19 protein-coding genes are annotated in these 26,058 nt (G+C 56.7%); 8 read left to right on the top strand and 11 right to left on the bottom strand.

Going from position 1 to position 26,058, the window contains the following annotated elements:
• Nucleotides 1–17: 17 nt before the first annotated feature.
• Both IG168_RS12780 and IG168_RS12775 read right to left on the bottom strand, forming a co-directional pair.
• Complete coding sequence (locus IG168_RS12780; protein WP_193164790.1) at nt 18–1,091, bottom strand: efflux RND transporter periplasmic adaptor subunit; 1,074 nt, start codon at nt 1,089–1,091, stop codon at nt 18–20.
• A gap of 51 nt (nt 1,092–1,142) precedes the next feature.
• Nucleotides 1,143–1,679, bottom strand: a complete 537-nt coding sequence (locus IG168_RS12775) for a TetR/AcrR family transcriptional regulator (RefSeq protein WP_193164789.1) — start codon at nt 1,677–1,679, stop codon at nt 1,143–1,145.
• A gap of 526 nt (nt 1,680–2,205) precedes the next feature.
• Here IG168_RS12775 and IG168_RS12770 point away from each other — a divergent pair.
• The 4 genes from IG168_RS12770 to IG168_RS12755 all read left to right on the top strand — a co-directional run bounded on the left by IG168_RS12770 (nt 2,206) and on the right by IG168_RS12755 (nt 7,345).
• Nucleotides 2,206–4,008 (top strand): acyl-CoA dehydrogenase, encoded by a 1,803-nt coding sequence (locus IG168_RS12770; RefSeq protein ID WP_193164788.1) that lies wholly within the window; start codon nt 2,206–2,208, stop codon nt 4,006–4,008.
• A gap of 17 nt (nt 4,009–4,025) precedes the next feature.
• The gene (locus IG168_RS12765; protein WP_193164787.1) at nt 4,026–4,817 is read left to right on the top strand and encodes an SDR family NAD(P)-dependent oxidoreductase; all 792 of its coding nucleotides are present in this window, start codon (nt 4,026–4,028) and stop codon (nt 4,815–4,817) included.
• 328 nt (nt 4,818–5,145) lie between these two features.
• Nucleotides 5,146–6,399 (top strand): acyl-CoA dehydrogenase family protein, encoded by a 1,254-nt coding sequence (locus IG168_RS12760; protein WP_193164786.1) that lies wholly within the window; start codon nt 5,146–5,148, stop codon nt 6,397–6,399.
• 148 nt (nt 6,400–6,547) lie between these two features.
• Entirely contained in the window at nt 6,548–7,345 is a 798-nt protein-coding gene (locus tag IG168_RS12755) for an SDR family oxidoreductase (protein ID WP_193164785.1), read from the top strand.
• Between the two features lie 227 nt (nt 7,346–7,572).
• Here the strand turns inward: IG168_RS12755 and IG168_RS12750 are convergent, their stop codons facing one another.
• From IG168_RS12750 to IG168_RS12730, 5 genes are all read right to left on the bottom strand, one after another.
• Nucleotides 7,573–8,007, bottom strand: a complete 435-nt coding sequence (locus IG168_RS12750; RefSeq protein ID WP_193164784.1) for an SRPBCC domain-containing protein — start codon at nt 8,005–8,007, stop codon at nt 7,573–7,575.
• Between the two features lie 179 nt (nt 8,008–8,186).
• A complete protein-coding gene (locus tag IG168_RS12745) occupies nt 8,187–9,140 on the bottom strand; it encodes a HupE/UreJ family protein (protein ID WP_193164783.1) in 954 nt (317 codons plus the stop codon).
• 3 nt (nt 9,141–9,143) lie between these two features.
• Nucleotides 9,144–10,031 (bottom strand): peptidyl-prolyl cis-trans isomerase, encoded by an 888-nt coding sequence (locus tag IG168_RS12740; RefSeq protein ID WP_193164782.1) that lies wholly within the window; start codon nt 10,029–10,031, stop codon nt 9,144–9,146.
• 26 nt (nt 10,032–10,057) lie between these two features.
• A complete protein-coding gene (locus IG168_RS12735; RefSeq protein WP_193164781.1) occupies nt 10,058–11,953 on the bottom strand; it encodes a DUF3604 domain-containing protein in 1,896 nt (631 codons plus the stop codon).
• Between the two features lie 20 nt (nt 11,954–11,973).
• A complete protein-coding gene (locus IG168_RS12730) occupies nt 11,974–12,963 on the bottom strand; it encodes a LysR family transcriptional regulator (RefSeq protein WP_193164780.1) in 990 nt (329 codons plus the stop codon).
• Between the two features lie 347 nt (nt 12,964–13,310).
• Between IG168_RS12730 and IG168_RS12725 the strand changes: the two genes are divergently transcribed.
• The 4 genes from IG168_RS12725 (at nt 13,311) to IG168_RS12710 (ending at nt 19,998) form a co-directional block, all read left to right on the top strand.
• Nucleotides 13,311–15,431: a 3-hydroxyacyl-CoA dehydrogenase NAD-binding domain-containing protein gene (locus IG168_RS12725; RefSeq protein ID WP_193164779.1), complete on the top strand. Its 2,121-nt coding sequence runs from the start codon at nt 13,311–13,313 to the stop codon at nt 15,429–15,431.
• An 81-nt stretch (nt 15,432–15,512) separates the two neighbouring features.
• A complete protein-coding gene (locus IG168_RS12720; RefSeq protein ID WP_193164778.1) occupies nt 15,513–16,697 on the top strand; it encodes an acetyl-CoA C-acyltransferase in 1,185 nt (394 codons plus the stop codon).
• Nucleotides 16,698–17,281: 584 nt separating this feature from the next.
• Nucleotides 17,282–19,081: an acyl-CoA dehydrogenase C-terminal domain-containing protein gene (locus tag IG168_RS12715; protein WP_193164777.1), complete on the top strand. Its 1,800-nt coding sequence runs from the start codon at nt 17,282–17,284 to the stop codon at nt 19,079–19,081.
• A 131-nt stretch (nt 19,082–19,212) separates the two neighbouring features.
• The gene (locus IG168_RS12710; protein ID WP_193164776.1) at nt 19,213–19,998 is read left to right on the top strand and encodes an SDR family oxidoreductase; all 786 of its coding nucleotides are present in this window, start codon (nt 19,213–19,215) and stop codon (nt 19,996–19,998) included.
• A 361-nt stretch (nt 19,999–20,359) separates the two neighbouring features.
• Here the strand turns inward: IG168_RS12710 and IG168_RS12705 are convergent, their stop codons facing one another.
• The 4 genes from IG168_RS12705 to IG168_RS12690 all read right to left on the bottom strand — a co-directional run bounded on the left by IG168_RS12705 (nt 20,360) and on the right by IG168_RS12690 (nt 25,500).
• Entirely contained in the window at nt 20,360–21,124 is a 765-nt protein-coding gene (locus tag IG168_RS12705) for an SDR family oxidoreductase (RefSeq protein ID WP_193164775.1), read from the bottom strand.
• Nucleotides 21,125–21,174: 50 nt separating this feature from the next.
• On the bottom strand, nt 21,175–22,152 hold the full coding sequence (locus tag IG168_RS12700) for an NADPH:quinone oxidoreductase family protein (protein WP_193164774.1): 978 nt from the start codon (nt 22,150–22,152) through the stop codon (nt 21,175–21,177).
• 353 nt (nt 22,153–22,505) lie between these two features.
• Nucleotides 22,506–23,027 carry a cupin domain-containing protein gene (locus tag IG168_RS12695; RefSeq protein ID WP_193164773.1) on the bottom strand — a complete coding sequence of 174 codons (522 nt, stop codon included), beginning with the start codon at nt 23,025–23,027 and terminating at the stop codon, nt 22,506–22,508.
• Between the two features lie 91 nt (nt 23,028–23,118).
• Nucleotides 23,119–25,500, bottom strand: a complete 2,382-nt coding sequence (locus IG168_RS12690) for a TonB-dependent receptor (protein WP_193164772.1) — start codon at nt 25,498–25,500, stop codon at nt 23,119–23,121.
• Between the last annotated feature and the right edge of the window lie 558 nt (nt 25,501–26,058).

The raw sequence follows: 26,058 nt of genomic DNA, 5'->3' as shown, positions 1-26,058 counted from the left end.
TGTCAGGGTTGGCCAATTTACTGGCCGGACTGCTGTGCGTAATTGCGCACTTTTGCCCCTTCATAAAGGTGTTGCCCACCGGCTGCGACCAGTTTCATCATCGGCTGCACGCCCGCGGTGACCTGCACCACGTCACCGTCGGTACGCCCCAACTCGACCTGAGTCTTCGATACAGACTGATCGTCATTGATTTGCCACACGAAAGGTGATCCGTCCGCGCTGTTCTGCACTGCAGACAGCGGTACCCACAGGTCGCCCCGGTCCTGGTTGAGCTTCAGGTTTACCCGCGCGGTCATACCCGGCAGTATCTGCACATTCTCCGGCCGCGGCATGCCCAGCTCGACGATATAGGTCTGGGTTACGGTGTCGGCTTCCGCCTGGTGTTCGCGATATTCCAGCGGGAATTCCTGTCCCGGTAGAAACTCAAAAGTCGCGGTAATCGAGTCCACCCGCTCCCGGCTTGCCGTCGCCAGCAGTTTTTCCGGTACCGATACCTGTATCCGCACTTCCGAAACATTCTGCAGACGGACGATGCCCTGTCCCGGCTGCACGTTGGTGAAGTTCTCTACCAACTGGCGTGTCACCAGCGCGTCAAAAGGCACGCTCAACTTCGTGTATGCCAGGTCCTGTTCGGCTTTTTCCAGCGTCACCTTCGCCAGATCGTAATTGGTTTCGGTTTCATCCAGCTGCTGCTGAGAAATCACATTGCGCTCCGCCAGGGAACGCTGGCGGGCCAGGGTTTTCTCCAGCAGCTCGAGGTTGACGCGGGCCTCTTTTACCCGGCGACGAAAGTCGCGATCATCAAGGGCTGCTACGGGCTTGCCCTTGGGAATAATCTCACCCTCACGGAAATGCAGCTGATCCAACTTGCCGCCGACCTGAAACGACAGGTCTACGGTCTGCACCGCTTTGACCCGCCCGGCGAACTGGCGCTGGCTGATCTCTCCGTCGCTGGAAACGGTGGCGACTTTTACCGGCCACTGGCGCTCGACCTGCTGCTCGCCGCTACCGGAATCGGAGCAACCCGCAAGGGCTGCTGTAATTGCCAGCAGCAGAACCAATGGAAAACGGACATTACCGGACAATTTCATATTCAGTACCCAGAAACTCGATTTGGGGATTACAGGGATCAATCAGAAAAATCAGTCGAGGTCGGCCGCCAGCTTCAGCAGGCGTGTGTGCAGGCGCTCGAAAATGGGATCATCGGAATCCAGAACGCCGAGCACGCGTCCAAGAAACAGACCGCGGGCGGCGGAAAGCAACAAGAGAGCCATCTCCGGGTCGCTACAGGTAGTCAATAACTCGCTGCGGACCTTGGCCTCTTTGGACTTGATCGGCTCCAACAGCGCCGGGTCTTCGGCCACCGCAGCGATCAGAGCGCGCGGCAGGCTCTTCTCGTCCTCCATCAACGCAAACATGGAGTGAATACGGGATGCCAGTGGGCCGCCAGTTTCACCGCCGCCGGCGGCATACTCCTCCGCCAATTCCGTTTCGCAACCGATTGCCGATTCCAGCATCGCCTGCAGCAGCGCCTGCTTGGTGCGAAAGTGATGTACAAGCCCGCCCTTGCTAAGGCCGCACTGCGCGGCCACTGCGTCGAGGGTGAGCTTGCGCGCTCCCTTCTCCCGCACCACCTCTTCTGCGGCGCGAATAATGGCTTCTTTATCGACCTTGGACATGTGACCTCCCAGACATTTTTGGTCAAAACCAACCAACTGGTCGGTATGGTAGCAGTGTAAGACCCAGGGTCAAGAAAATGGCCTGCAGTGACATGGAAAATCTGTGACTTGAAGGTCAAGGAAGATTTGGGCAGGCGCTGGCCCACCGATTGGGATCACCGACTGGCAAGTCAAACCCTGCTATGAAGCGGCGAAGCTCGCCCGCAGAGCCACCAAGAACAAGTGCCGGAATTGAACAGGCAATTGGCTGATTGAAAAATGGGGACTGACAGCGTCCCTTGCCGCGCTGGCGGGAAATAATAACAACTTGTCTTCAACCACTATCCGAGGCTTCTGCCAAATCAACAATCATAGAAAACAGAACCGTGGATATTAGCTGCGGCATCTGAGCATCGATCCGCGCCCGCTTTCAATGAGCGGGAGCAATGAGAAAAGGTGCCCAACCAGTGCCATCAGGCTTTCCGCCGAATTTCAGCGTCACCGCAAGCTGATCGCATCATGAAGTAAACCGGACACTAATAACACCATGAGCCCAGATTACCTAAACGACCGCGATATCGCCTTTCAACTCTATGAAGTGCTGGATACCGCGGCACTGTTACAGCGCCCCCGTTACCAGGAGCATGACCTCGAAGTCTTCAATGCTACGCTGGAAACCGCCAAGACGGTCGCCGAACGCCATTTCGCTTCGCACTACGCCAAAGGGGACGAAAACGAACCCACCTTCGACGGCGAAACCGTCACACTGAATACCGAGACCAAAGAAGCCTGGGATGCATTTGCCGAGGCCGGTTTTCTCGCGTCGCATTACGACTTCGAAGACGGCGGCATGCAGCTGCCCTTTCCTATTTGCAGTGCCATTTCGGCCTATTTGATGGCCGCAAACTTTTCCGTATTCGGCTATTCCGGACTGACGATCGGCGCGGCAAACCTGATTCACAGCTTTGGCTCCCCCGAACAGCGGGCCCGCTATCTGCCTCCGATGCAGGACGGCAGCTTCGCCGGCACCATGGCACTCACCGAGCCGGATCAGGGCTCTGCGCTCGCGGATATCAAGACCACCGCAGAACTGAGCAAAGATGGCAGCTACCGAATCTTCGGTCAGAAAATGTTTATCTCCAGCGGGGATCACGAGCTGACGGACAATATCGTTCACTTGCTACTGGCCCGGATCAAAGGCGCCCCGGCGGGAACCAAGGGCATTTCACTGTTTATCGTGCCCAAGTTTCTGGTCAATGACGATGGCTCTGTCGGTGAGCGCAACGACGTGCACCTGGCCGGCCTGCTGCACAAGATGGGCGTGCGCCAACAGACGTCGACCGTACTCACCTTCGGTGAACAGGAAGGCGCCGTAGGCTATCTGCTCGGCGAGCCCAACAAAGGCCTGCAGTACATGTTCCAGATGATGAACGAGGCACGCATCGGCGTCGGCCTCGGCGCTACCGCACTGGCCTATCGCGGATTCACTACCTCGCTGCAATATGCCAAGGACCGCCCGCAGGGTCGCCTGCCCTCCAACAAATCTCCGCAGAGCAGGCAGGTGCCTATTATCGAGCATGCCGATGTGCGGCGTATGCTGTTGGCGCAGAAGGCTTATGCGGAGGGCGCCCTGGCGCTGATTCTGCACGCCAGCCATCTATATGAAGATGAGCGCACAGCGCCTACGGAGTCGGAGCGCGAACATGCGCGCATGTTGCTGGATCTGCTCACTCCCGTCGTAAAATCTTGGCCGTCCCGTTACGGCGTGGCCGCTAACGATCTGGCTATCCAGGTGCTGGGCGGCTCCGGCTATATCCGCGAATATCCGGTCGAGCAGCTCTACCGCGACAACCGCCTCAACCCCATCCACGAGGGCACCGAGGGCATCCAGGGACTCGACCTGCTTGGGCGCAAGCTGCCCATGTATTTCAAAGACGCTATGCCGCTTTTACTGCAACAAATGCAAGCCACTGCCATCCAGGCGGCCAAGTTTGCGGAAATTGCCGACTTGTCCGAACCGCTGACCCGCGCCATGGCCACCTTCCAGGAAACCGTCTATTCGCTGATGAAACAGTTGCAACTCGACGTCGATCGCGGGCTGGCCAATGCGACACTACTGCTCGATATGTTCGGTAAGGTGGTCGTTGCCTGGCTATGGCTGCGCCAGGCGGTGGTTGCCGCCGCTGCGCTGGAGAACGCCGAAGGTGACGACGAGCGCGCATTCTACTCCGGCAAACTGCAGGCGGCTCGTTACTACATCCGCTGGGAGCTTCCGCAAACCGATTATCAGGCACAACTACTGCTCAACGGGGACAGTACCAACTTCGACATGCGTCCAGCCTGGTACTAAGAGAGGAATAAAAGAACGTGAGTTACTTTGCGAATAAATACGCGGTTCTGACCGGCGCCGGCAGTGGAATCGGCCGGGAGCTGGCCATACAACTGGCGGCTCAGGGGTGCAATCTGGCGATATCCGATATCAATGCCTCTTCCCTGACAGAAACCGTTGCAATGCTGCCGATCACGGATCAGCAGCAGTTACTGTCCGAGCAACTCGATGTCGGGGATCGCGAGGCCTTTCACCTATATGCAAAAAAAATCATTGGGGAATTCCCGCAGATTGATCTCGTCATCAATAACGCCGGTGTGGCCAACCGCAATGTCAGCTGCGACGAGCTGGATTACGCCGAGTACGAACGGGTAATCAACGTCAACCTCTGGGGCGTCATTCATGGCAGTCACGAATTCATGCCTGCACTGCTGGCCAATCCCGGTTCCCATCTGGTCAACCTGTCGAGTATTTTCGGCCTGATCGCCCCCGCTGGCTGTGCCCCTTACTGTGCGACCAAATTTGCCGTTCGCGGTTATACCGAATCCCTGATCACCGAGCTTGCACCCCGCGGTGTAAAAGTCAGCTCGGTGCACCCGGGTGTCATCGCCACCAATATCGTCAAGGCAGTCGATGGCCCCAGAGAGACCATCGAAGCATTTGAAAAGAGAGGTATGCCGCCCGCCGATGCGGCGCGCCTGATTCTCAAGGGCGTCGCCGCCGGTAAAAAACGCATCAGGGTTACCGGGGGCGCCTATCTGCTGGACTGGATACAAAGAATTCTGCCCTCCGGATATCGCCCACTGGTGAATCGCCTGTTGAGCCCCTGAAACAAGGGTACTATTGCAATCAAATTCCTGCTCCGTGGTCGCTATGATCACGGCGCGAACTCTTCCTTAAAATCACCCCGCCACCCTGCTAAAAATTGGCAAAGCCAGCTATTTTTTCGGTTAGCCTTCATAGACCGAACCCTTATAAACAACACTTATATTTCGATATTCCGAAAATAAACTTCAGCGATACCTTACGCTTCGCTATCTTGTTTTTTCTATAGCGCTGTCGACGCCGTGAAAATTTCCGCACCGACGATCGCTCAAGTACCAGTCGCATAGCAGTGATTCTCACACTGCTATTCGCGGCACCAACTCGGAAAAGATTATGCATTTCGGATACAGTGATAAAACCAGAGAGATGCAGCGCAAGCTGCATGCCTTTATGGACGAACACATCATCCCTCGCATTCGCCAGTGGAATGAAGAAGTTTACGAGCAGAAGAATTTTCCCGTATCCTTTATGGAGGACCTCAAAGCGCTCGCCAAAGAGGAAGGACTCTGGAACCTGTTTCTGCCGCACTTGGGTGACGGTGAGCCCGGCACTCCCCTGACCAATCTGGAATATGCTCCCCTGGCGGAAATCATGGGCCGCGTTTTCTGGTCTTCCGAGGTATTCAATTGCAGCGCCCCGGATACCGGCAACATGGAATTGTTGCACTTGTTCGCGACTCCGGAACAGCGCGAGCGGTGGTTGAAGCCTCTGCTGAACGGTGAGATTCGCTCAGCGTTTGCAATGACCGAACCAGATGTAGCCTCCTCCGACGCGACCAACATCACCACCAGCATTGTTCGCGACGGCGACGAGTACGTCATCAACGGCCGCAAGTGGTTTATCACCAACGCTGACCACCCTAACTGCACACTCTTCATTCTGATGGGCAAAACCAACTTCGAAGCCGAGCGCCATCGTCAACAGAGTATGATCCTTGTACCCAGGGATGCTCCCGGTGTGACCGTCGTGCGTAATCCGAAAGTGCTCAACCACTTCTCTCCCGAAGGGCACTGCGAAATCACCTTCCGTGATGTCCGAGTGCCTGTAACCAACATTCTCGGCGGCGAGGGCGAAGGCTTTGCTATGGCACAGGCCCGTCTGGGGCCGGGCCGCATCCATCACTGCATGCGCGCCATCGGCCAGGCGGAACTGGCTCTGGACCTGATGGTGGCCCGTTCCCAGGAGCGCAAAACTTTTGGCAAGTACCTGTATCAACACGGCCAAGTGCGCGAATCAATCGCCCGCTCCCGCATGGAGATCGATCAGGCTCGCCTGCTGGTGCTAAAGGCGGCCTGGATGATGGACGAGGTTGGCAACAAGGTCGCGGCCAAGGAGATCGCGATGATCAAGGCTGTGGTGCCGGAGATGCTGGCCAAAGTCGCCGACCGCGCTATGCAGATATTCGGCGGCATGGGTTTCACTTCCGACACCCCATTGGTGGACCTGTATACCCACGGTCGCATCCTGCAGATTGCTGACGGCCCCGATCAGGTGCACCAGCGCAGCATTGCAATGATGGAGATCAAGCAGATTCAGCAAAAGCTGGCCAGTATCGCCCGCTTTCTAACGCCGCCAGAACGCCTGTAACGGCGCAGCAGAACTTTTCACCACGAAAAGATCAGCTGGCGGGGATGCCGGCCGATTCCTTTCATTGGTGGGGGCTAATTGCCAGTGCACTGGTAAGTTCGGCACTGTTTGGCGATGTGAAGCCAATAAATAAACTCAGGAAACTGTCATGCAATTACGAGACAAGGTGATCATTGTTACCGGGGCCGCCAGCGGTATCGGCCTGGCAATGAGCAAGCGTTTTATTGAAGAGGGCGCCGCGCGCGTCTATCTCGCCGACCTCAATGACCAGCAGCTGTCCGCGGCGGCGGCGAGCCTCGGCGACCGTGCCAGCACGCAGGTTTGCGACGTTACCAGCGAGGAACAGATCCAGGCACTGGTAGCCCGGGTCATCACCGAACAGGGGCGCGTCGATCTCTTCTGTTGCAATGCCGGTATCATCTCCATAGACAATCCGCTCACCGCCACTGATGAACAGTGGCAGCGGGCCCTGGGCGTCAACCTGATGGGCCATGTGTATTCCGCCCGCGCCGCCCTGCCCTATATGCTGGAGCGGGGCGAGGGCTACTTTCTCAATACCGCGTCGGCTGCCGGCCTGCTGAACCAGCCATGCACGACCACTTATGCCGTAACCAAGCATGCCGCCGTGGGCTTTGCCGAATCCCTCGCAATTGAATTCGGCGACCGGGGGATCAAGGTGTCGTGTCTCTGTCCGCAGGCGGTCAACACGCCGATGGTCACCGCCGGCGAGGACGAGGGCATCAAAGACGGCGGCGTGGCCGGGGTAAACGGCATTATGGAACCCGAGGAACTGTGTGATTTTGTCGTCCAGGGGCTGGCGCAAGAGAGCTTTCTGATTCTGCCGCACCGCGAAGTTCAGAAATACATGCAGAACAAGGCCGCCGACTACGATCGCTGGCTCCTCGGCATGCGCAGGCTAAAAAATACGATGATGGCGGAGGCATAGAGGGGTATGCAAAAACAGCCTATAAAATACTGTCGCACGGTGATCCGACATTGCGCGTGGCCGCACCCAAAGGGCACGGGACACAGCCATTGACGAACTGAATCCAGATAGTCTTCTCAGCGCGGTCGAATAGCCGCGTTTTTAAGGCATTTTTCCAACATCCAGCGGTGCCATTACTCTATTCAGCCAGTTCGGATCCGCCACCTGCTGACACAGCCAGCTCGTCATTACTCGAAAGTGGATTCCAGTTGCACCTTCAGAGCATCGTTAACTGCCTTATAAAGTGGTTTTGCCATTGACAACTTTTTCCGCATCATCGGTAACAACAAGCCCCAAAAACGTTCGCCGTGATAGAGGCGAACCCTCTGGTCGTCGATCGACTCAATTCGAAAATAGTGCTCTCCGCCCAGCAGTGCTGACCCGCCCCGCCAACTCAGGATGCGCCCCTCTTCATTGCGACTAATTCTCGCCTTGAGCAACATTGGTTTACGCCCGCCAATCGACACCTCGAACCGAATTGGCTCACCAACCCTGCACTCCCCTTGAACATTCTTTAGCATCGGATTCCAGTCATTGTAAGCACTGAAGCTGACCAGCAAATCCCATACTTTGCCAGCAGGGGCATTCACCTCCGTCTGGGTATCAATATTCATCTTGAACATTTAAGTATTCACTCCCGTATATTCTGGCCAACAATCTACACCAGTCACTTTGTCATGCACCCACGGCTAAACGAGTTTTTTCAGTGCAGGCTGCCTTGAGTCTTGACAATCCCCCACCGACATTTTGACGGGCTCTGTTGATTGAGATGCAGGGATAAATCCGCAGCGAAAATTCACCATCAAGACAGGCCCAGTAATGCCACCCCCAGGCTGCGCTCGACAAACCAGTAACCGGCGACGATTCCCATCAGGTAGAGTGCAGGCTGGCGGAATCGCTCCGGCGACCACCGGGGCCGGACCAGCGACACCACTGCCAGCCAGGCCAACGCCAGCAGCAGTTGCCCCGCTTCCACTCCCAGGTTGAAGAGCGTCAGGCCGGTTACCAGCGCCGTCTGCGGCAAACCAATCTCGGCGAGCGCCGCCGCAAAACCGAAGCCGTGAATCAGCCCAAAACTGACCGACACCAGCACCGGATAGCGAAACGTGTAGCTATCACGGCGATTACCCAATAATTCCCGCGCGAGAAACAGCACGCTCAGGGCAATGACCGCCTCTACCGCGGCAACCGGCACCTGCACCCACTCCAGCGCCGCCGCCACCATGGTCAGGCTGTGGGCCAGCGTAAAGCCACTCAGGGTCATTACCACCCTGCGCGGCTCAGCGGCCAACAGCAACAGGCAGAACAGGAACAGCAGGTGATCCCAACCGGCGAGAATATGAATCACACCCAGGCGAAAATATTCGCTGGCTATCCCGGCCACAGTTTCCGGGGCCGGCACTGTCCACTGGGCGTCTTCGGCCGCCAGTACCTGGTAGCGGGTTTCACCACTAAGCCAATGCAGCTGTATCAGCGTGGAGACCGAGGGGTTGTAGCGTGCATAGCGGATCTCCAGTGTCTGCCCCTGAAGAGGCTGCGCGCAGTAGTAGAGCGCTTCACTGCGCGCCCGGCAGTCGACGGGCATCTGCACGCTCGGTTGATTGTCCGGCGCCACCGATGGCGGCACCTGCAGGCGCACCCCGTAGAGCTGATCGTTCAACTGGTCGATTTGCACCTGCAGCAGGCGGTTTTCGTGCGCGGACACTGCACCGCAGATGAGGGAAACAGCAAGCAATGTCAGCAGGCGCGCTTTCATCGGTCAGCCCTCAATCCGCTGATAGCGGTCGATCAGCGAAGAGATTGCGCGCTGTTGATTCTCCCTGGCTCGCTGCCTGCGATAATCAGCCAACAAGCGCTCACGCAGCTCGGCAAACCCGGGCTGGCGCGGCATCTCCCGCTTCGACAACAGCACCAGGTGGTAGCCGAATTCAGAACGCAGCGGCATCGACCAGTGGCTCCCCTCCTTTTCAGTCATTGGCAGCTGCCACAACTGTTCAACGAAAGCGCGACCGAAATGGCCCGCAAGGTAGTCGTCACTGCGCTCGACATAATAGCGGTGGTAGGGGAAACGGTCGCCGAAACCGCCGGCCTCGCGCGCGGTGACACCTTGCTCGTTCAGCCGCTGGCGCAACGCCTCGGCCCGCGCCAGCGCTTCCTCCCCCCAGCGTTCGGCAGAGATAAACACGTGGGTGAACGTCAGCCGGCCGGGCTCGGCATAGCGCGCCTTATTGGCCAGATAAAAGCTCTGCAGCTCGGCGTCGTCAATAACGGTTTCCGCCTCGGCAAAATCCTGCAGGGCAAATTCCATCTTCTGCACCAGCCGCAGACGGATCATGTAGTCGCTTTCCGCCAACCCCAGGCGCTGCGCTTCCCGGAACAGTACCTCCTCGCGCACAAATTCATCAGCCAGGGTCTGGCGCTCTTCCGCACTCATCGCCGCCAAAGAGGCTCTCGCCTTGTCCGACTGGAATGACTTGTTGCGGTACTGCAAAAACAGCACCAGCGTTTCGTCGTTGACGACTATCTGGCGCGGACGCTCAGCGGTCGGCTGCATGGCTGATAGCAGAGCGAAGACGACACCACCGGCGAGGAGAAAATGCACCAGTGGATCGCGGATCACACAGCGAAATTTGGCGAGAACGGACATGCAACTACCTCTCCGGTGCCATCAATTCAAGGGGTATACCAGACTGGCGAGGTATAGGCGCGCTCCTGGGTAATCTGGCTATCCTCCGCGGGCACCTCACTGCCGAGGCGCACCCGATCATAGGCGGTCCAGCGCGGTGTCGGAATCTCCAGCACCCGCACGTAATAGAATGCGCGTTCCGCTGGGTCAAAATCGGGATCGCGCCAAACGGTGGCTAGCTCCGGGGCACCGATGCTGTTGTCGTAACTGGCAGTTTCCAGATCGACCGTGTTGCCCACCGGTGCTACCTGCCCGCCAGCATCAATAGTGCGGGACTTATCGACCGCGACGTTATAGACCTGCTCGTGCAGCTCGCCGGAGACATCGCGCCAGCCCTTCACCACCTGCAAGCGGTCGAGGTTGGCGCCGTCGGGATCGCGGGCAGCCTGGATCAGCAGCTGTGGCGCAGCCCCCTCCGGCGCGGCACTCAGGTCACCGCCCATCGGCACGCCCTTCTCGTAGCCCAGTGCCGCGATATCGCTGGCATAGGCATCGTTCTTTTGGAAATCCCAGCCGGCAAACAGGCGCACCTTGATGCGGGTGCCCGTAGTGGCATACACCTCTTTGCGCTTGAGCGCATCGAAAATCGCCTCGCGGGTATTTTCCCGCGTCCATACCGCAGCCAGGCCCGATGAGGACGCCTGCCAGTGGCGGATCACCACATCGGCACCATCTTGCGACGGCACCATGCCGGTAATTGGCAGCGACATGCGTGTCGGCAATCCGGGTTCCGCCAAGCTGATTTTGCCAAAGAAGTTATCCTCCCTCGTCGTGGGAAGGCCGGTGTGCGCATCGGTGCTGCCGATCATGCCGAATTTGAACGGGTTGACGCCAAGCTTCGCCTCCTGCTCCAACCCCAGTTTGAGGGCCGAGCGGGCATATTCGTGAGGCAACATCTCGGGCTTTTTGCCATACATGCCGAAGTTGCCCTTATCCCAGGTTTCGTAATCGGCAAACTCGTCGTCCGGCGACAGACTGGGATGTGTCTCGGCATCACCCTTCATCTGCGTCACCTCGTAGAGCGGTTCCCAGCGCATCCGTTTTTCCGCATAGGAGCGGTCAATAGGACGACCGTCGAAAGTCTCGGGCGCAAACATCAGGCCATTGCTGAGATTGCCGTTGTGGGGAATCGCCAGTATCTCGCCGCCGGTTTTCTGCTCATAGGCCGCCATCCACTGCCATAGCTTTTCCGGATCGGAAGAATCAAAATTGGAGAAAGGCACAATTTGCGAAACGCGATCCTCGTTATCGCGGAACAGCACTACGCGATGCAGATTGTTGGCGTCGATGGAAGAGGTCCACTCGTAGCCGAGCAGTGCGGTAAAACGGCCGGGCTGGTTGTGGGATGCCGAAATATCCAGAGAGCGCTGCCACATGATCGCATTCAGCTCCCGGTTACCGACCGGATCCTTGCCCTTCGCCTGAGCTCCGCCCCAGGCCTTGAAAGCGTCAATACCCTTACCTTCCAGGGAGAGTCCATACAACAACTTGCCGAATTCGGTGCTCAGCAGGGTCTTGTTTCCCTCCTTCAGCAATACGGGCAACCCGAGGTTTTCTGCATGATCGGCAACCACCAGAAAATCCAGCGGGTGCAACAACTTTACGCGCTGCCCGCTGCTGGAGGTCACCACTTCCCCCTTGGCGAACCGGTAAGCGTCATTCGGCCCCAGGGTAGTGCCAATCATGCCGGCATCAGTCGAAAAGGCCGTGTGCAGGTGGGTATCACCCCACAGCAACTGATCAGGTATATCGCGCCCTGCATAGGGTGAATAATCAGTATCCGCCGCAAGTGCCATATTCAACGTCAAGGTGCCGCCCAAAAGCACTGCGGCAACCGATGCGAATCTGTAACTTTTCTTTTTATGGCTATCCAGGTTCAGCATATTCCTACTCTCATCTATTTTTAAATAGCGACCCTGTGCAGCTCTAGTCGCTGCTCAGGGATCCGTATTGGCAAACTACTCCTGTCCTTTTTACCAAGTCCTTGCTCTTCCCCTGCAACGCTGTCCACGTAGGACACTATCTGCTCGCGAACCCAGCGGTTGGCCTCATCCTGATCGGCGCTCTCGTGCCAGTAGAGAAAAGTTTCAACCTTCGCGACCTTGACTGGAAGCTCGAGAATTTTGAGGTCGTAGCTTTTTGCCAGGGAGCGGGGAACCGTTGCGGCCAGATCCGACTGGGCAACCAGGGGGAAGACACTCTGATGGTTTGTGATCGTCAAGCTGATGCCGCGTTCCTGCCCCATTTTTTTGAGAGCAATGTCGACACACCCAATCCCAGGCTCACCCCAACCGCTGCTATGTACATGCTGTAGCGCCAGGTACTGGTCCACGTCCAGACTGTCTGAAACCAGCGGATGGTCGTGACGCACCACACAAACATAGCGGTCACTGAACAATCGCCTGGAATAGAGATCCGAGTCGGCCAGAAACCCTCCATCGACGGCGACATCAACCTTTCCAGCGGCCAGCTCACTCACCAGCTCATCGCGGGGTGAGGTCAGTATTCTCAGAACCATGTGCGGCGCACGAGCATGGATTTGACGATAAATTCCCGGCATATATATCCCCTGAAGGATATTGTTCATGCTTACCGAAAAACTGCGGCGATCCGAGGCGGGGTCGAATGATCCAGTCGAATCAATACTTTGCTGCATCAGCTTCAGCGCTTCTTTCACCTGAGCACTGATACTTTTTGCCGCCGGTGTCGGTAGCATTTTTCGACCACTGCGGATAAAAAGCTGATCACCAAACATCACCCGCAAGCGCGATAAGGCGTTACTGACGGATGGCTGGGAAATGGACAGGGCTTCCCCGGCCCGGGTCAAGCTCTGCTCCCGGAAGATGGTGTCGAAAACCACAAAAAGGTTCAGGTCGTATCGATTCAGATTCATTCAGCTCTCTCTTGGCCGCAGTACCACCTGTTTGAGCGAAAGGGAAAACTGCACCGCCATAAAACCGCAAGCGATATTGTCTCGCAGACGTTATTGTTCACCGAGCAGAAAGATTAATCTTTCGTTTGGCAATCCGATAGCCGGGTGCCAGCAATTCATTCGACAATGTCAAGAATTCATATCCCTCCACATGCCGGTTTCTCCATACGCTAATAAATAGAAAAAATGGTGTTAACGAATCCGCAATTTACCCCTGAAAGTGGGTGTTGCCGCGGAATGCCCTCTTTTTATTTTCTGCTAGCACAGCTACGCGATGGGAGTTTTCAGTAATGACGGAGTCGTTGTTCATGAGTGAACTTGTAACCTATAGCCAGTCCGGAAAAATCGGGATCCTTACCCTCAACAGCCCCCCGGTAAATGGTCTCGGGCTGCCGCTGCGCCGCGCCATCAAGGCCGGCTATGAGAATGCACTGGCTGACGACGGCGTACAGGCCATCATCATCACTTCAGCCGGCAAGCTGTTCTGCGGTGGTGCCGATATCAGCGAATTCGGCAGCCCGGATGCGATTGCCGAACCTCACCTGCCGATGGTGCTCGAGCAGCTCGAGAAGTCACCCAAGCCAGTCATCGCCGCGATCAACGGCGCAGCCCTCGGCGGCGGCCTGGAACTGGCGCTGGCCTGTGATTACCGCTTCGCGCACCCGAAAGCCAAACTCGGCCTACCGGAAGTGCACCTGGGTATTCTGCCCGGCGGCGGTGGCACCCAGCGCCTGCCCCGTCTGGCGGGCGCCGAAACGGCGGTGAAAATGATCACCAGCGGCATACCGGTATCCGCGGCACAGGCGCTGCAAGCGGGATTCGTCGACGAGGTCGCAAGCGACGATGGTGACTTCCTGACTGAAGCCGTCGAATACGTGAAGGAACTGTTGGCAATCGACGCCCCGCTGCGCAGCTGTGCCGACATGGAGGTGGACACCAGCAAGCTGCCCGAGAATTTCTTTGCCGAGTTCCGCAATTCCATCGCCCGCCAGACCCGCGGTTACTACGCCCCCGAGCGCTGTATCCAGGCTGTCGAGGCTGCCATCGAACTGCCGCTGGCAGAGGGACTCAAGCGAGAGCAGGAACTGTTTCTGGAGTGCGTGCAGACTCCCCAGGCCAGGGCCCAGCAGCACCTGTTCTTCGCCGAGCGAGCCAACACCAAGGTGCCGGGTGTTGACCCCAAGACACCGGCGCGCCCAATCAACAGCGTCGCCGTGATCGGTTCCGGCACCATGGGCGGCGGCATCGCCATGAACTTTATCAATGCAGGTATTCCCACCACCCTGCTGGATCTCAATGGCGAGGCGTTGGACCGCGGTATCGGCGTGATTCGCACCAACTACGAAATCAGTGCCAAGAAAGGCAAGCTGTCTGTGGAGCAAATCAAACAGCGTATGGGGCTACTGAAGGGCACCACCAGCTACGATGACCTGAAAGAGGTCGACCTGGTGATCGAGGCGGTCTTCGAGGACATGGCCATCAAGAAGCAGGTGTTTGAAACCCTGGACAAGGTCTGCAAGCCAGGCGCCATTCTTGCCACCAACACGTCGACGCTCGATGTGAATGAAATTGCCTCAGCGACCTCCCGTCCCGAGGACGTGATCGGTCTGCATTTCTTCAGCCCCGCCAACGTCATGAAGTTGCTGGAAATAGTGCGCGGCGCCAGGACCGCCGACGATGTGATAGTGACCAGCCTGCAGATGGCCAAGGCGATTCGCAAAGTACCGGTAGTGGTCGGCGTCTGCTTCGGCTTTGTCGGTAATCGCATGGTGGAGTGCTACGGCCGCGAAGGAGCACGCATGGTCCTGGAAGGCGCCTCTCCGGCACAGATCGACCGCGCGCTGACCGAGTTCGGCATGGCGATGGGCTTCTGCTCCATGGCGGACCTGGCCGGCGGCGACGTGGGCTACCTGGTGCGCGAATCCCGCCGCGATGAACTCGCCCATGACCCTACCTACGCCGTCATCGCCGACAAGCTCTATGAGCTCGGCCGCTATGGCCAGAAAACCGGCCGCGGCTTTTACATCTATGAAGGGCGCGAGCAGAAAGAGGACCCGGAAGTCGTTCAGCTGGCCAGCGATCTGGCTGCCGAACTAGGCGTGGAACAACGCGAGATCAGCGATCAGGAGATCGTCGAGCGCATGATCTTCTCGATGATCAACGAAGGAGCCAGAATCCTGGAGGAAGGGATCGCCAGCCGCTCCAGCGATATCGATCTGGTTTATCTCTACGGCTACGGCTTCCCGGCCTGGCGCGGCGGCCCCATGCAGTACGCCGATGAAACCGGTCTGGCCTATATCCTCGCTGCGCTTCAGTCCTATCGGGAGCGTCTCGGCGAACACGGTAAGCACTGGTTCCAGCCGGCCCCGCTGCTGGAAAAACTGGTCGCCGACAACAAGAACTTCAACGATTTTGCTGGCCTCACCTAACCCCCACAGGCAGGTCAGCCTTTTATCCCACTGCCGCGGTGGATTACCCCGCGGCATCACTGATACAGCAGGATTATCCTCATGAGAGAAGCCGTAATCGTCTCCACTGCCCGCACTCCAATCGGCAAGGCCTACCGGGGCGGACTCAACAACGTCAAATCCCCCACCCTTACCGGCCACGTAATTCGCGCTGCCGTCGAGCGCGCCGGTATCGACCCCAACGAAATCGAAGACGTGGTACTCGGCACTGCATTACAGGCGGGCACAGCCGGATTCAACCTGGCACGCGGCGCCGCGCTGACCGCCGGCCTCCCCCTGAGTGTCAGTGGCCAGACCATGGACCGCCAGTGCTCTTCCGGCCTGATGGCCATCGCCACGGCCGCCAAGCAGATCATGGTAGACGGTATGGACGTCGTCATTGGCGGCGGCCAGGAAAACATCACCGCCGTGCAGGGTCCATACGGCGAGTTCGCCTCCCAAACTGCGGACAAGAACCTGATCAAGGCCGCCCCGGCCATCTATATGCCGATGTTGCAGACTGCCGAGCACGTCGCGAAAACCTATAACATCAGCCGCGAGGCCCAGGATCTCTACGCCCTGCAGTCACAACAGCGTACCGCCGCAGCACAGGCAGCGGGCCTGTTCGACGATGAAATTATTCCTATCACGGCTACCAAGGCGATCGTGAACAAGGAAACCAAGGACGTAAGCTACGAGGAAGTCACGCTGACCCGCGATGAGTGCAACCGCCCGGAGACCACCCTGGAAAGCCTGCAGGGACTGAACCCGGTGATCGAAGGCGGCTGCATCACCGCCGGCAACGCCAGCCAACTCTCCGACGGCGCCTCTGCATCCGTACTGATGGAACGCAAACTGGCTGAACAGCGCGGCCTGCAGCCGCTCGGCATTTACCGCGGTATGGCGGTGGCCGGCCTGGCCCCGGAAGAAATGGGTATCGGTCCGATTTACGCGATTCCCAAGCTGCTCAAGCAGCATGGCCTGACCATCAATGACATCGGCCTGTGGGAACTCAACGAAGCCTTTGCCTGCCAGGTGATCTATTGCCGCGATCACCTGGGTATCGATGACGACAAGCTGAACGTCAACGGTGGCGGTATTTCTATCGGCCACCCCTACGGCATGAGCGGCGCCCGCCTGGTGGGTCACGCACTGATCGAAGGCAAGCGCCGCGGTGCCCGTTTCGTGGTGGTCACCATGTGCGTCGGTGGCGGTATGGGCGCGGCCGGACTGTTCGAAGTCGCCTAATCGCTGCGGGCCCCCTTGGGGGGGGCCAACGCTGCCGAGCATTTGATGCTACTTATTTGAGTCTCGGCACATTCCCAGCGGTCACCGTGACTACTTTTGTGTCCGAAGCCCAATATAACAAGCAGAGGCATGTGACGAATGAACAAACTTCATTATTCCGTCACGCTACCGCAAGCAGCTCTCACTGGCTCGAATTCATTGCAAATCGACCACTAAACAGCTGTAGACTCCGATTTAAGCTATTTACACTGATTTCAAGTGGAATTTTTGTCCCGGAAGTGCGCGGGTCGATCGGTGGCGGAGGCCGTGAAAGCGGTCTACTCAAATCCCTATACGAGTCTGCAGTGACTTCACATTAACCAGCGCTCCCGCTAACACAGCGCCCGAGCTGAGGATAGCCGCTGAGTACCCTACTCTCAGTTACTGACCTTTAGCCCCATACAGAAGGACGCAGGGCCCTTTAGCTATCAGCATGAGCCTGGTCATTGGCAACGCTCGCCATCCAGACAATTGGCTCAGTCGAAATTCCAATGCCCAGGAAGGTTAGCGGAAGTAATCAATATACCAATAATTAGGAGCTATCAATGCCGGAATACAAGGCCCCGATCCGGGACATGCAGTTTGTATTGCACGAGCTACTGAATACGCAGTCCCATTACGAGAAATTCGGTTACGACGATGCCAACGCAGAAATGACTGATGCCATCCTTTCTGAAGCAGCCAAGCTCACCGAGGAAGTGATCGGGCCCCTCAATCGCGTCGGCGATATCGAGGGCTGCAAGTGGGATAACGGAGAGGTCACTACGCCTACCGGATTCAAAGAGGCCTATCGACAATATGTTGAGGGCGGCTGGCCGACACTGAGTCAGCCTCTCGAGTTTGGCGGCCAGGGGCTTCCATTCAGCATCGCCATTGCCACTTCTGAAATGGTCGTCGCCGCCAACCATGCCTTCGCCATGTATCCCGGACTAACCCACGGGGCCCTGGCCACGCTGCACCGGCACGGTACAGCGGAACAGCAGCAAACCTACATGCACAAGCTGGTAGAGGGCCGCTGGACAGGCACCATGTGCCTGACCGAACCCCACTGCGGTTCCGACCTCGGCATGCTGCGCACCAAGGCGGTTCCGGCAGGCGACGGCACCTATCGACTGAAGGGCACCAAGATCTTCATTTCCGCCGGCGAGCACGATATGTCCGAGAATATTGTCCATATCGTTATTGCCCGAATTGAAGGCGCCCCGGCCGGCACCAGGGGAATATCGCTCTTTATCGTACCCAAGTTCAAAGTCAATGCCGATGGCAGTCTGGGAGAGCGCAATGGTGTCAACTGCGGTGCCGTCGAACACAAGATGGGTATCAAGGGCAACGCCACCTGCGTGCTCAATTTTGACGACGCTGAGGGCTATCTGATCGGTCCGGAAAACCGTGGCCTCAACTGCATGTTCACCTTTATGAATGCGGCCCGGGTTGGCGTGGCACTGGAAGGTGTTGGCGCTGCGGAAGCCTCGTACCAAGGTGCACTCAACTACGCCAAAGACCGCTTGCAGATGCGCTCACTAAGCGGTGCAAAGAACCCAGACGGGCCGGCTGATCCGATTATCGTTCACCCGGATGTGCGGCGCATGCTGCTGACCCAAAAGGCTTTCGCCGAATCCGGCCGCGCAATGGTTTACGACATGTCACGTCTGGTGGATATTGTCGAGAGCCCCAGGGCGACCGACGAGGAGAAAGCCGATGCGGAGTGCCAGCTCAGCTTCCTGACGCCGATCGGCAAGGCCTTCCTGACCGAAACAGGCTATGAGGCCACCAACCACGGCGTGCAGGTATATGGCGGCCACGGCTTTATCTCTGAATGGGGCATGGAACAGCTGGTGCGCGACACCCGCATCTGCTGCCTGTATGAGGGGACCACCGGTATTCAGGCACTGGACCTGCTTGCGCGCAAGGTACTCGGCAGCAAGGGCAAGTTGTTACAGGACTATATCGCCCGCCAGCTGCCACTGTGCCAGTCTCTGGAAGGAAACCCCGAACTTTCTGGCTTTGCCGACACCCTGAAACAACACTTCCAGGAGTGGGGTGAACTCACCCAGTCGATCAGTAAATTCGCGGCCGAGAATCCCGAAGAGATCGGTGCTGCTGCGACGGACTACCTGATGTACTCGGGATATGTAGTCAGCGCTGCCTACTGGTTACATATGGCCACTGTTGCGCAGCAGAAGCTCCAGACAGGCAGCAGCGAAACCGATTTCTACCAGGGCAAACTGCATACCGCACGTTTCTATTTTGACCGCCTGCTCCCGCGCACCCGCGCGCATGCGGCGATGATCAAAAGCGGCGCCAGCAGCCTGATGGCCCTCCCGGAATCCCAGTTCCGGGTGTAAACCGCGAGAACTCCGGATGCCATCCGGTGCCGGGGCTGCCCCCGGCACTGTTGCGTCAACGCGAGATACGTTTAACGGCAAGTCAGTTACCGCACTGAAGCTGCGCAAAGAAATAGAACTGGAGCTCTGCAATGTTACAAAAATCCATACTAATTACGGGTGCCGGGTCAGGGATCGGCGCCGCTGTCGCCAAACTATTTGCGGAGCGCAGATGGTTCGTAGGTTTGTACGATGTGAATTCGGAATCAGTCGCCAGGATCGCCAGCGAACTCGGCAGTAACTGCTGCCACGGCGTCATGGATGTCACTGATCGCGACTCAGTCCGGGCTGGACTTGATCACTTTGCCAGGCAATCCAACGGTCGCCTGGACATCCTGTTGAACAATGCTGGCATTTTTGAGGATCGCGCATTTACCGAGGCCAACCCCGCATTTCTCGATAAGATGGTGGATGTCAATGCAAAGGGCGTCGTCAGCTGTGCTCATGAGGCCTTTGCAATGCTCAAGGAGACATCGGGAAGCCAGATGATCAACCTGGGGTCAGCTTCGTCTATTTACGGCGTTCCCATGGAGGCCGTTTACTCATCGACAAAGTTTTTTGTCCGTGGGTTAAGTGAAGCATTGCGAGTGGAGTGGCAGCCCTTCGGCATCGGTGTAAAGCTTGTCATGCCGTCCTATGTCCGCACTCCCCTGATTGCAGACCAGGACATCAGCTGGGCGGACAAGGAGAATGACAAACTACTCGATGCAGAAGATGTGGCGGAAACCGTCTGGAAAGCCGCCCATAGCGACCGACTCTACTGGATAATTCCTTTTGAGGCACGACTGATGATGAGCCTGGTCCGCGCGGTCCCTCTGCAATGGGTGTCCAAGATCGCCGCCAAGCTGCTCGCTACAGGCAAGAGGGAATCAGCATAGGGCTGCCACGCCACAGAGTCCCGCCCCATACCCTTCCAACCCATCGGAAATAGCCGACGCCCGCTGTCTGTAGCGGGCACCCCTCGGGAAGATCAAACTGAAAAAAAGGAGCTGGTCATAATGCTCCTGTGGCCAGGCTGCGGTTGGCCAGGCCCCAGTCAGTCAGGACGGTGGCCATTACAAATCGACACTTCGTCATGTATTCGCGGTTCTTGATTATTCCCCACAGATAACAAAAAAACCTGTCACCGCGTACCGGCGACAGGCCACTTCTGCCCCACAGAAAGGCGAGATATATACGATATTCACTCGGGTGGATACTGACTAAAAAACCGGGCCAAACCGGGGTGTCACCCGCACATTAAATCGTCATGCCACCGTCAACCACCAGGCACTCACCGGTGGTATAACTGGCTGCATCCGACACCAGATAGAGTACTGCGCCGGCCATTTCATCAGGCTCTGCGTGGCGGCGCATCGGAATCATGCCCACGATAGACTTGTACAGGCCGTCGTCATCAAATAGCGCACCGGCAAACTTGGTCTTGGTAAAGCCTGGCAGTAGAGCATTCACGCGAATCCCTATTGAACCGCACTCCTTGGCGAAGGCCTTGGTCATACTGACCACCGCCGCCTTGGTGATGGAATAGACCCCCTGCTTGATTGCCGGGGAGATGGCATTCACCGAAGCCGTGTTAACAATACTGCCACTGCCCTGCTCCCGCATGACTTTCGCCGCAGCGACTGACATAAAGAAAAAGCCGCGGATATTGACGTCGACCGTCTTCTGAAAAGACGCCAGATCGATATCCAGCATATAGCCATAGTAGGGATTTGCCGCCGCGTTGTTGATCAGGATATCCAAGCGTCCGTAGCGGTTCTTGACATGCTCGACAGTACGCTCAATGTCTTCCAGTTTGCCGACATCGCAATCCAGGGCTTCCGCCGCACCACCGGCGGCATTGATCGCTTCCGCCACCCCAAGGCAACCCTCGAGTTTACGGCTGGTGACAATCACGCGCGCACCCTGCTCTGCCAGTAATTTGGCGATCGACTCGCCAATACCTCGGCTGGCACCGCTAATCAATGCCACTCTTCCGCTCAAGTCAAACAGCTGAGTACTCATTACCATCGTTCCTCTTTATATAAATCGAGATCTAGATCGAGACTGGCCTACTAGACTTCCAGTGCCAGCTTTCCGGTTACCTTGCGATCCATCAGCCTTTGCAGTGCTACTGCGGTATCCTTTAGCGGAAGGACTTCCTCTGTCACCACACGGATCTTGCCGGCGCTGTACCAGCCCATCATTTCCCTCATATTTTCGGCAAAAGTCTCCGGTTCATGGGTGGCGAAGCTGCCCCAGAAAACACCCATGACGGAATACTCTTTCACCAGCGCCAGGTTAACGGGTAGCTTGGGTATCCGGCCGGAGGCGAAACCCACCACCAGTAGTCGACCATTTCGAGCCATCACTCTGGTGCAGGAATCAAAGGCATCACCACCAACTGGATCGAAGACCACATCGGCTCCCCGTCCGCTGGTGAAGTCGTGGATCGTCTGCTTAAGGTCCTGCTCGCTGTAGTTAATCAATTCGTCGGCGCCATTTTCCCGGGCGACCGCCAATTTGCTTGCGGAAGAGCAGACTGCAATAACCCGCGCTCCCATCGCCTTACCGATCTGTACTGCGGCCAGACCAGTGCCCCCCGCGGCCCCCAATACAACCAGGGTCTCGCCGGCCTGCAGTTGCGCACGCTGCTTCAGGGCATGGTGCGCGGTACCGTGTGCGCAGAGCAGGTTGGCCGCATCGATATAGGGCATCTGGGAGGGAATAGGCACCAGCATATTCTGCTTCACGATTACCTTTTCTGCGCATCCGCCCAGTTCCGGGCTGAAAGCCAGCACCCGATCACCGACGTTGAACCAGCTACCGCCCTCTCCCACCTGGTCAACGACACCGGAGAATTCCGGGCCGGGAACAAATGGCAGCTGTGGTTTCACCTGATACAGCCCTTGCACCAACAACGCGTCAGGATAGTTAACGCCAACAGCCTTGACCGCAACTCGCACCTCACCCCTGCCAGCCTCGGGATCCGCCAAATCGGTATAACGGAGATTTTCAATTGGCCCATATTCTTCGCATAAAATTGCTTTCATGACCCTTTTCCTTCTCTATCAATCGGGACAGTTACCATTTCAGGCTCACGGCTAAGCCAGCCATATTCAATTCCTGAGTACGGATAAAGACCCGCCATTACAGATGCCAAGTTACATAGGGTACTGATATAGCGTCATGAAATGATTATTCGATACGGACAAATTTGCGGGGAATTTCTGAAACAGAACTATATTATCCAAAAAATACCTCACAGGATTTTTCAGACATCACCAGACTTCAACTTAGTCCTGCCATTAAGCTTCAGTAGATCTAATCGATTACAGCGCCCGGAAATAGCCGAGAACCAGAACAACACCCACATCGACAAATATCACACGCATAGCGTCACTCTCTATGCACCTGCGGACAGTTCATGAGGCGGTAGCGCATCTTCTGGGTTCAAGATGATTCCAGTCATCAACTCTTCAGGCGACATACCATCGACCTCGGCTTGTGTTTTCCCGAGCAGGTTCTGGTAGGCACCAATAGTCAAGCGGAGCACCGTTCCATCATCGAGATAGTTATCCAGCATACGCCCGTCGGTAGAATCGAGTACGATGATCATTTCTGTTCCGGTACGACTGCTGGGCGTATGGAAGTTACCAACTTTTTCCCAGGCCACATCGCCCGTATCGAAGTGCCCCTCATCGTATTCCCACTCGCCGAAGATGGTGTAACCCACCGCAGTACAATGATGGTAGTGAGGAGGTGCATAGCCACCTGGCGCAAAGCGCTGCATGACCACCACCCGATTTATACTCGCATCCACCTTGAGGATTTTCGTTTCGATCCCCACTACGCCAGGAAGGGGAATGGTCAGGTATTCGCTGTCCTGCTGGCGAAGAATACTCAGCTCTTCGTCTATATTTTTCATATCACTGCCCAACTAATTAATGAATTTAGTCCTTTTCTGTCCATAAAAAAGCCCGCCATGGAGGTGGCGGGCCTGGAATCTACTAAACCCGTTAAAAGGTATAGCGGGCGGTAATTCCAAAGGTGCGCGGTTCATTAAACCAACGGTTGTAATTCAGGCTTGAGGCACCGGCATCACTGCCCGCAAAGAGGCCGGCGATTACCGAGTTACTGGTAACCTGGGTGTACATTTCATCCGTCAGGTTTTTACCCCAAAGGCTGAAGTCCCAGCGATCATTACGCCAACCGAGACGTCCATCCCATACTTGATAGTTGACGTCGGCCGCATAGGGCGCATAAGTCGGGTCCGCCATATAGTCACTGCGGAATGACATACCCAAGTGCGCGTAAACGTCCGCACCCGAGGCCAGCGTTCGTACATAATCCGCAGCCACGGCACCAGCCCAGTTGGGCGCAAATGGCATGCGCTTACCGCTCAGGTCACAGCCGGCGCCACCGGCCAATACGTGACAGTTGGCTCCCTCGAACTCTTCATAAATTGCATCGAGGTACTCAACCTTGGTCGTAAGGGTCAGGTTGTCGGTGACGGCATAAGTCAGATCCAGATCGACGCCCTGGGTGACCTGCTTGCCCGCATTCATTACAACAAACTGCACCGTGGCGGGATCGAAGGTGGCCGCCTGGAAGTCATCGTACTGGGTGTAGAAGTAGGCCATGTTAAGGCGCATACGGCCATCCAGCAGCCCTTCGAGCTTGGCGCCCACTTCATAGCTGACGGTATCTTCCGGGTCGAACGCCCGCTCTTCGGTGGTTGCTGAGCCAAAGGAACCGTTGAATCCGCCGGACTTGGAGCCGGTCGAAACAGTCGCGTACACCAAGTGCTCACCGATTGTATGATTCAGGCTCAGCATACCGCTGACGTCAGAATCCTTACGGTCACCGACACGGTTGACCGGACCTACGCCATCCGGATTGAACAGGGCACCGGAAGTGAGTGGAACAAAATAGCCACCGGAATAGCTCCCATCACTGATTCCGTAGGGAACAAACAGCGGATCCGTAGCCATGCTGTATAGCGTACCGTCTGCATCGTACGCACTTACGTGCATATTGAATTCTTTTTCTTCCTGCCCATAGCGCAGGCCCGCCGTCAGGCTGGTCGCCTCAGTCATATTCCAGGTGACCTGTCCAAAAGCAGCGTAGGAAGTACTGGTATAGTTGTTCTCCCAGAGGGCGTAATCGCCGGGAACGGAGATCGGCAGGCCATCAAGCACAGTACCGGTGCCGGCAAAGGGCAGCCACTGGCCGTAGAGGAGATCTGCGGCCGTCGCTCCCGGTATCGCCGGCAGTCCAGCCCCATAAACTGCAAAGGGTTCATCCTGCGACCCCCGGTGCAGATCGCTATCGAAGTAGAATAGTCCTCCGACCCAGTCGACAGTTTCACCGCCCGGCGAGGTAATCCGAAACTCCTGGCTGATGCTGCTTTCATCCATCTGGTCATTGGTAGTGAGGAAGTCCAGAGCCGTCATATCGCTGTCAAAAAAGACCTCACTTTGCTCCCAGACCTGGTAGCCGCTAATAGAGCTGAGCCTGACACCATTGCTCAGGTCATAGTCCACCTGTACCGACGCGCCTTTCACTTCGAGACGACCGCCACCTGGTTGAGTCACAGCAACTTTCAGATCATCGCCTTGCGGGTCCGCAACCGGCTGACCGGCGAAAGTAGCCAGTGCCGAAGCATAGCCGTAAAAGGCAGAATTCTCGTTAAATGCTCTTTCCGGCTCGCTGACTGCATCCCTGGACTCGCTGTAGTAGCCGATGGCTCTTACGGCGAGGCTATCATCAGGCTGCCAGAAGAGTTGACCGCGGAAGCTCTGGCGATCAATTTTAGAGATATCCTTGCCGCTGGTTTCGTCTTCCACCAGACCGTCGCGACGGCGGGAATTCATTGCAACGCGGTAGCCGAGGGTATCAGTCAACGCATCTCCGATGGTCAGTGACAAATCCCTGCGGTTGTAGTCACCCAGAGTTGACTCCACCTCGGCCTCAAAGTCGGTGGGCACCCCCTTGGTGGTTACCGACAGCACACCGGAATTGGTGTTCTTGCCGTACAGGGTCCCCTGCGGCCCCATAAGAACTTCCACACGCTCTACATCTACCAGGTCCGACAGGCCAAAGACGCTGCGCGGCATAAACACGCCATCGACGAAAATACCGACAGAGGGTTCCAGGGTCGGATCGGAAGCACCGGTGCCCGCACCGCGAATCACCACCGATGTCATGGCTGGAGAGGACGCGCTGTAAACATTCAGCGCGGGCACTAACTGTTTGACTTCATCCAGGCTGTCGATTCCGGCGCTTTTCAGCGATTCATTGCTAAGGGCATTGACGCTGATGGGGACATCTTGCAGTGACTCCGCGCGCTTCTGCGCGGTAACAATCACCTCTTCCAGGTAATTGCTGTTTGCTTCCATTGCAACAGCGTTGACACCAGCAAAGGTTGAAGCAGCAGAAACCGCAAGCGACAGCGTTTTCATACCACTCACTACCGATGGTCTTTTATTATTCATCATGCCTATTTATCCCACTGTATCTGTAATGCGGTTCGAGCTACCTTGTTCGAAAAGTCATCTCGCCGCTTTATTTATATTTATCTATTTGAAGGGGACGCGTTTTCCCGCGACAGTCTCAGCCATTGACCTTCATCAGGTAATGCCAACCAGAAAAGAATCACCTATCTGTACCGAAACCCAATGCTGCGAAACCATATTCGACCTGTTGGTCTGCACATTGCATATTCAGAACCGCCATCTGAGTATGACTTTAAGACAGGGTTGGAAGCCCTTTCTATGACGCCCAATACACCCATAATCGACGGGGAGCATTTCGATTAAAAACATCCCAGTCCGCTGTCATAACTATGGAATGACCGGAAACAGTTTCTAGCTGAAATAATGTCCTTCCTGCCCAGCCTATCCGGCAATGCAGAAAATCAAGAGGACCAGAAATACGTAAACCTTGAACGTCAAATC

Source organism: Microbulbifer hainanensis (genome assembly GCF_014904735.1).
Classification (GTDB): domain Bacteria; phylum Pseudomonadota; class Gammaproteobacteria; order Pseudomonadales; family Cellvibrionaceae; genus Microbulbifer; species Microbulbifer hainanensis.
This window is presented reverse-complemented; position numbering and strand designations above follow the sequence as displayed.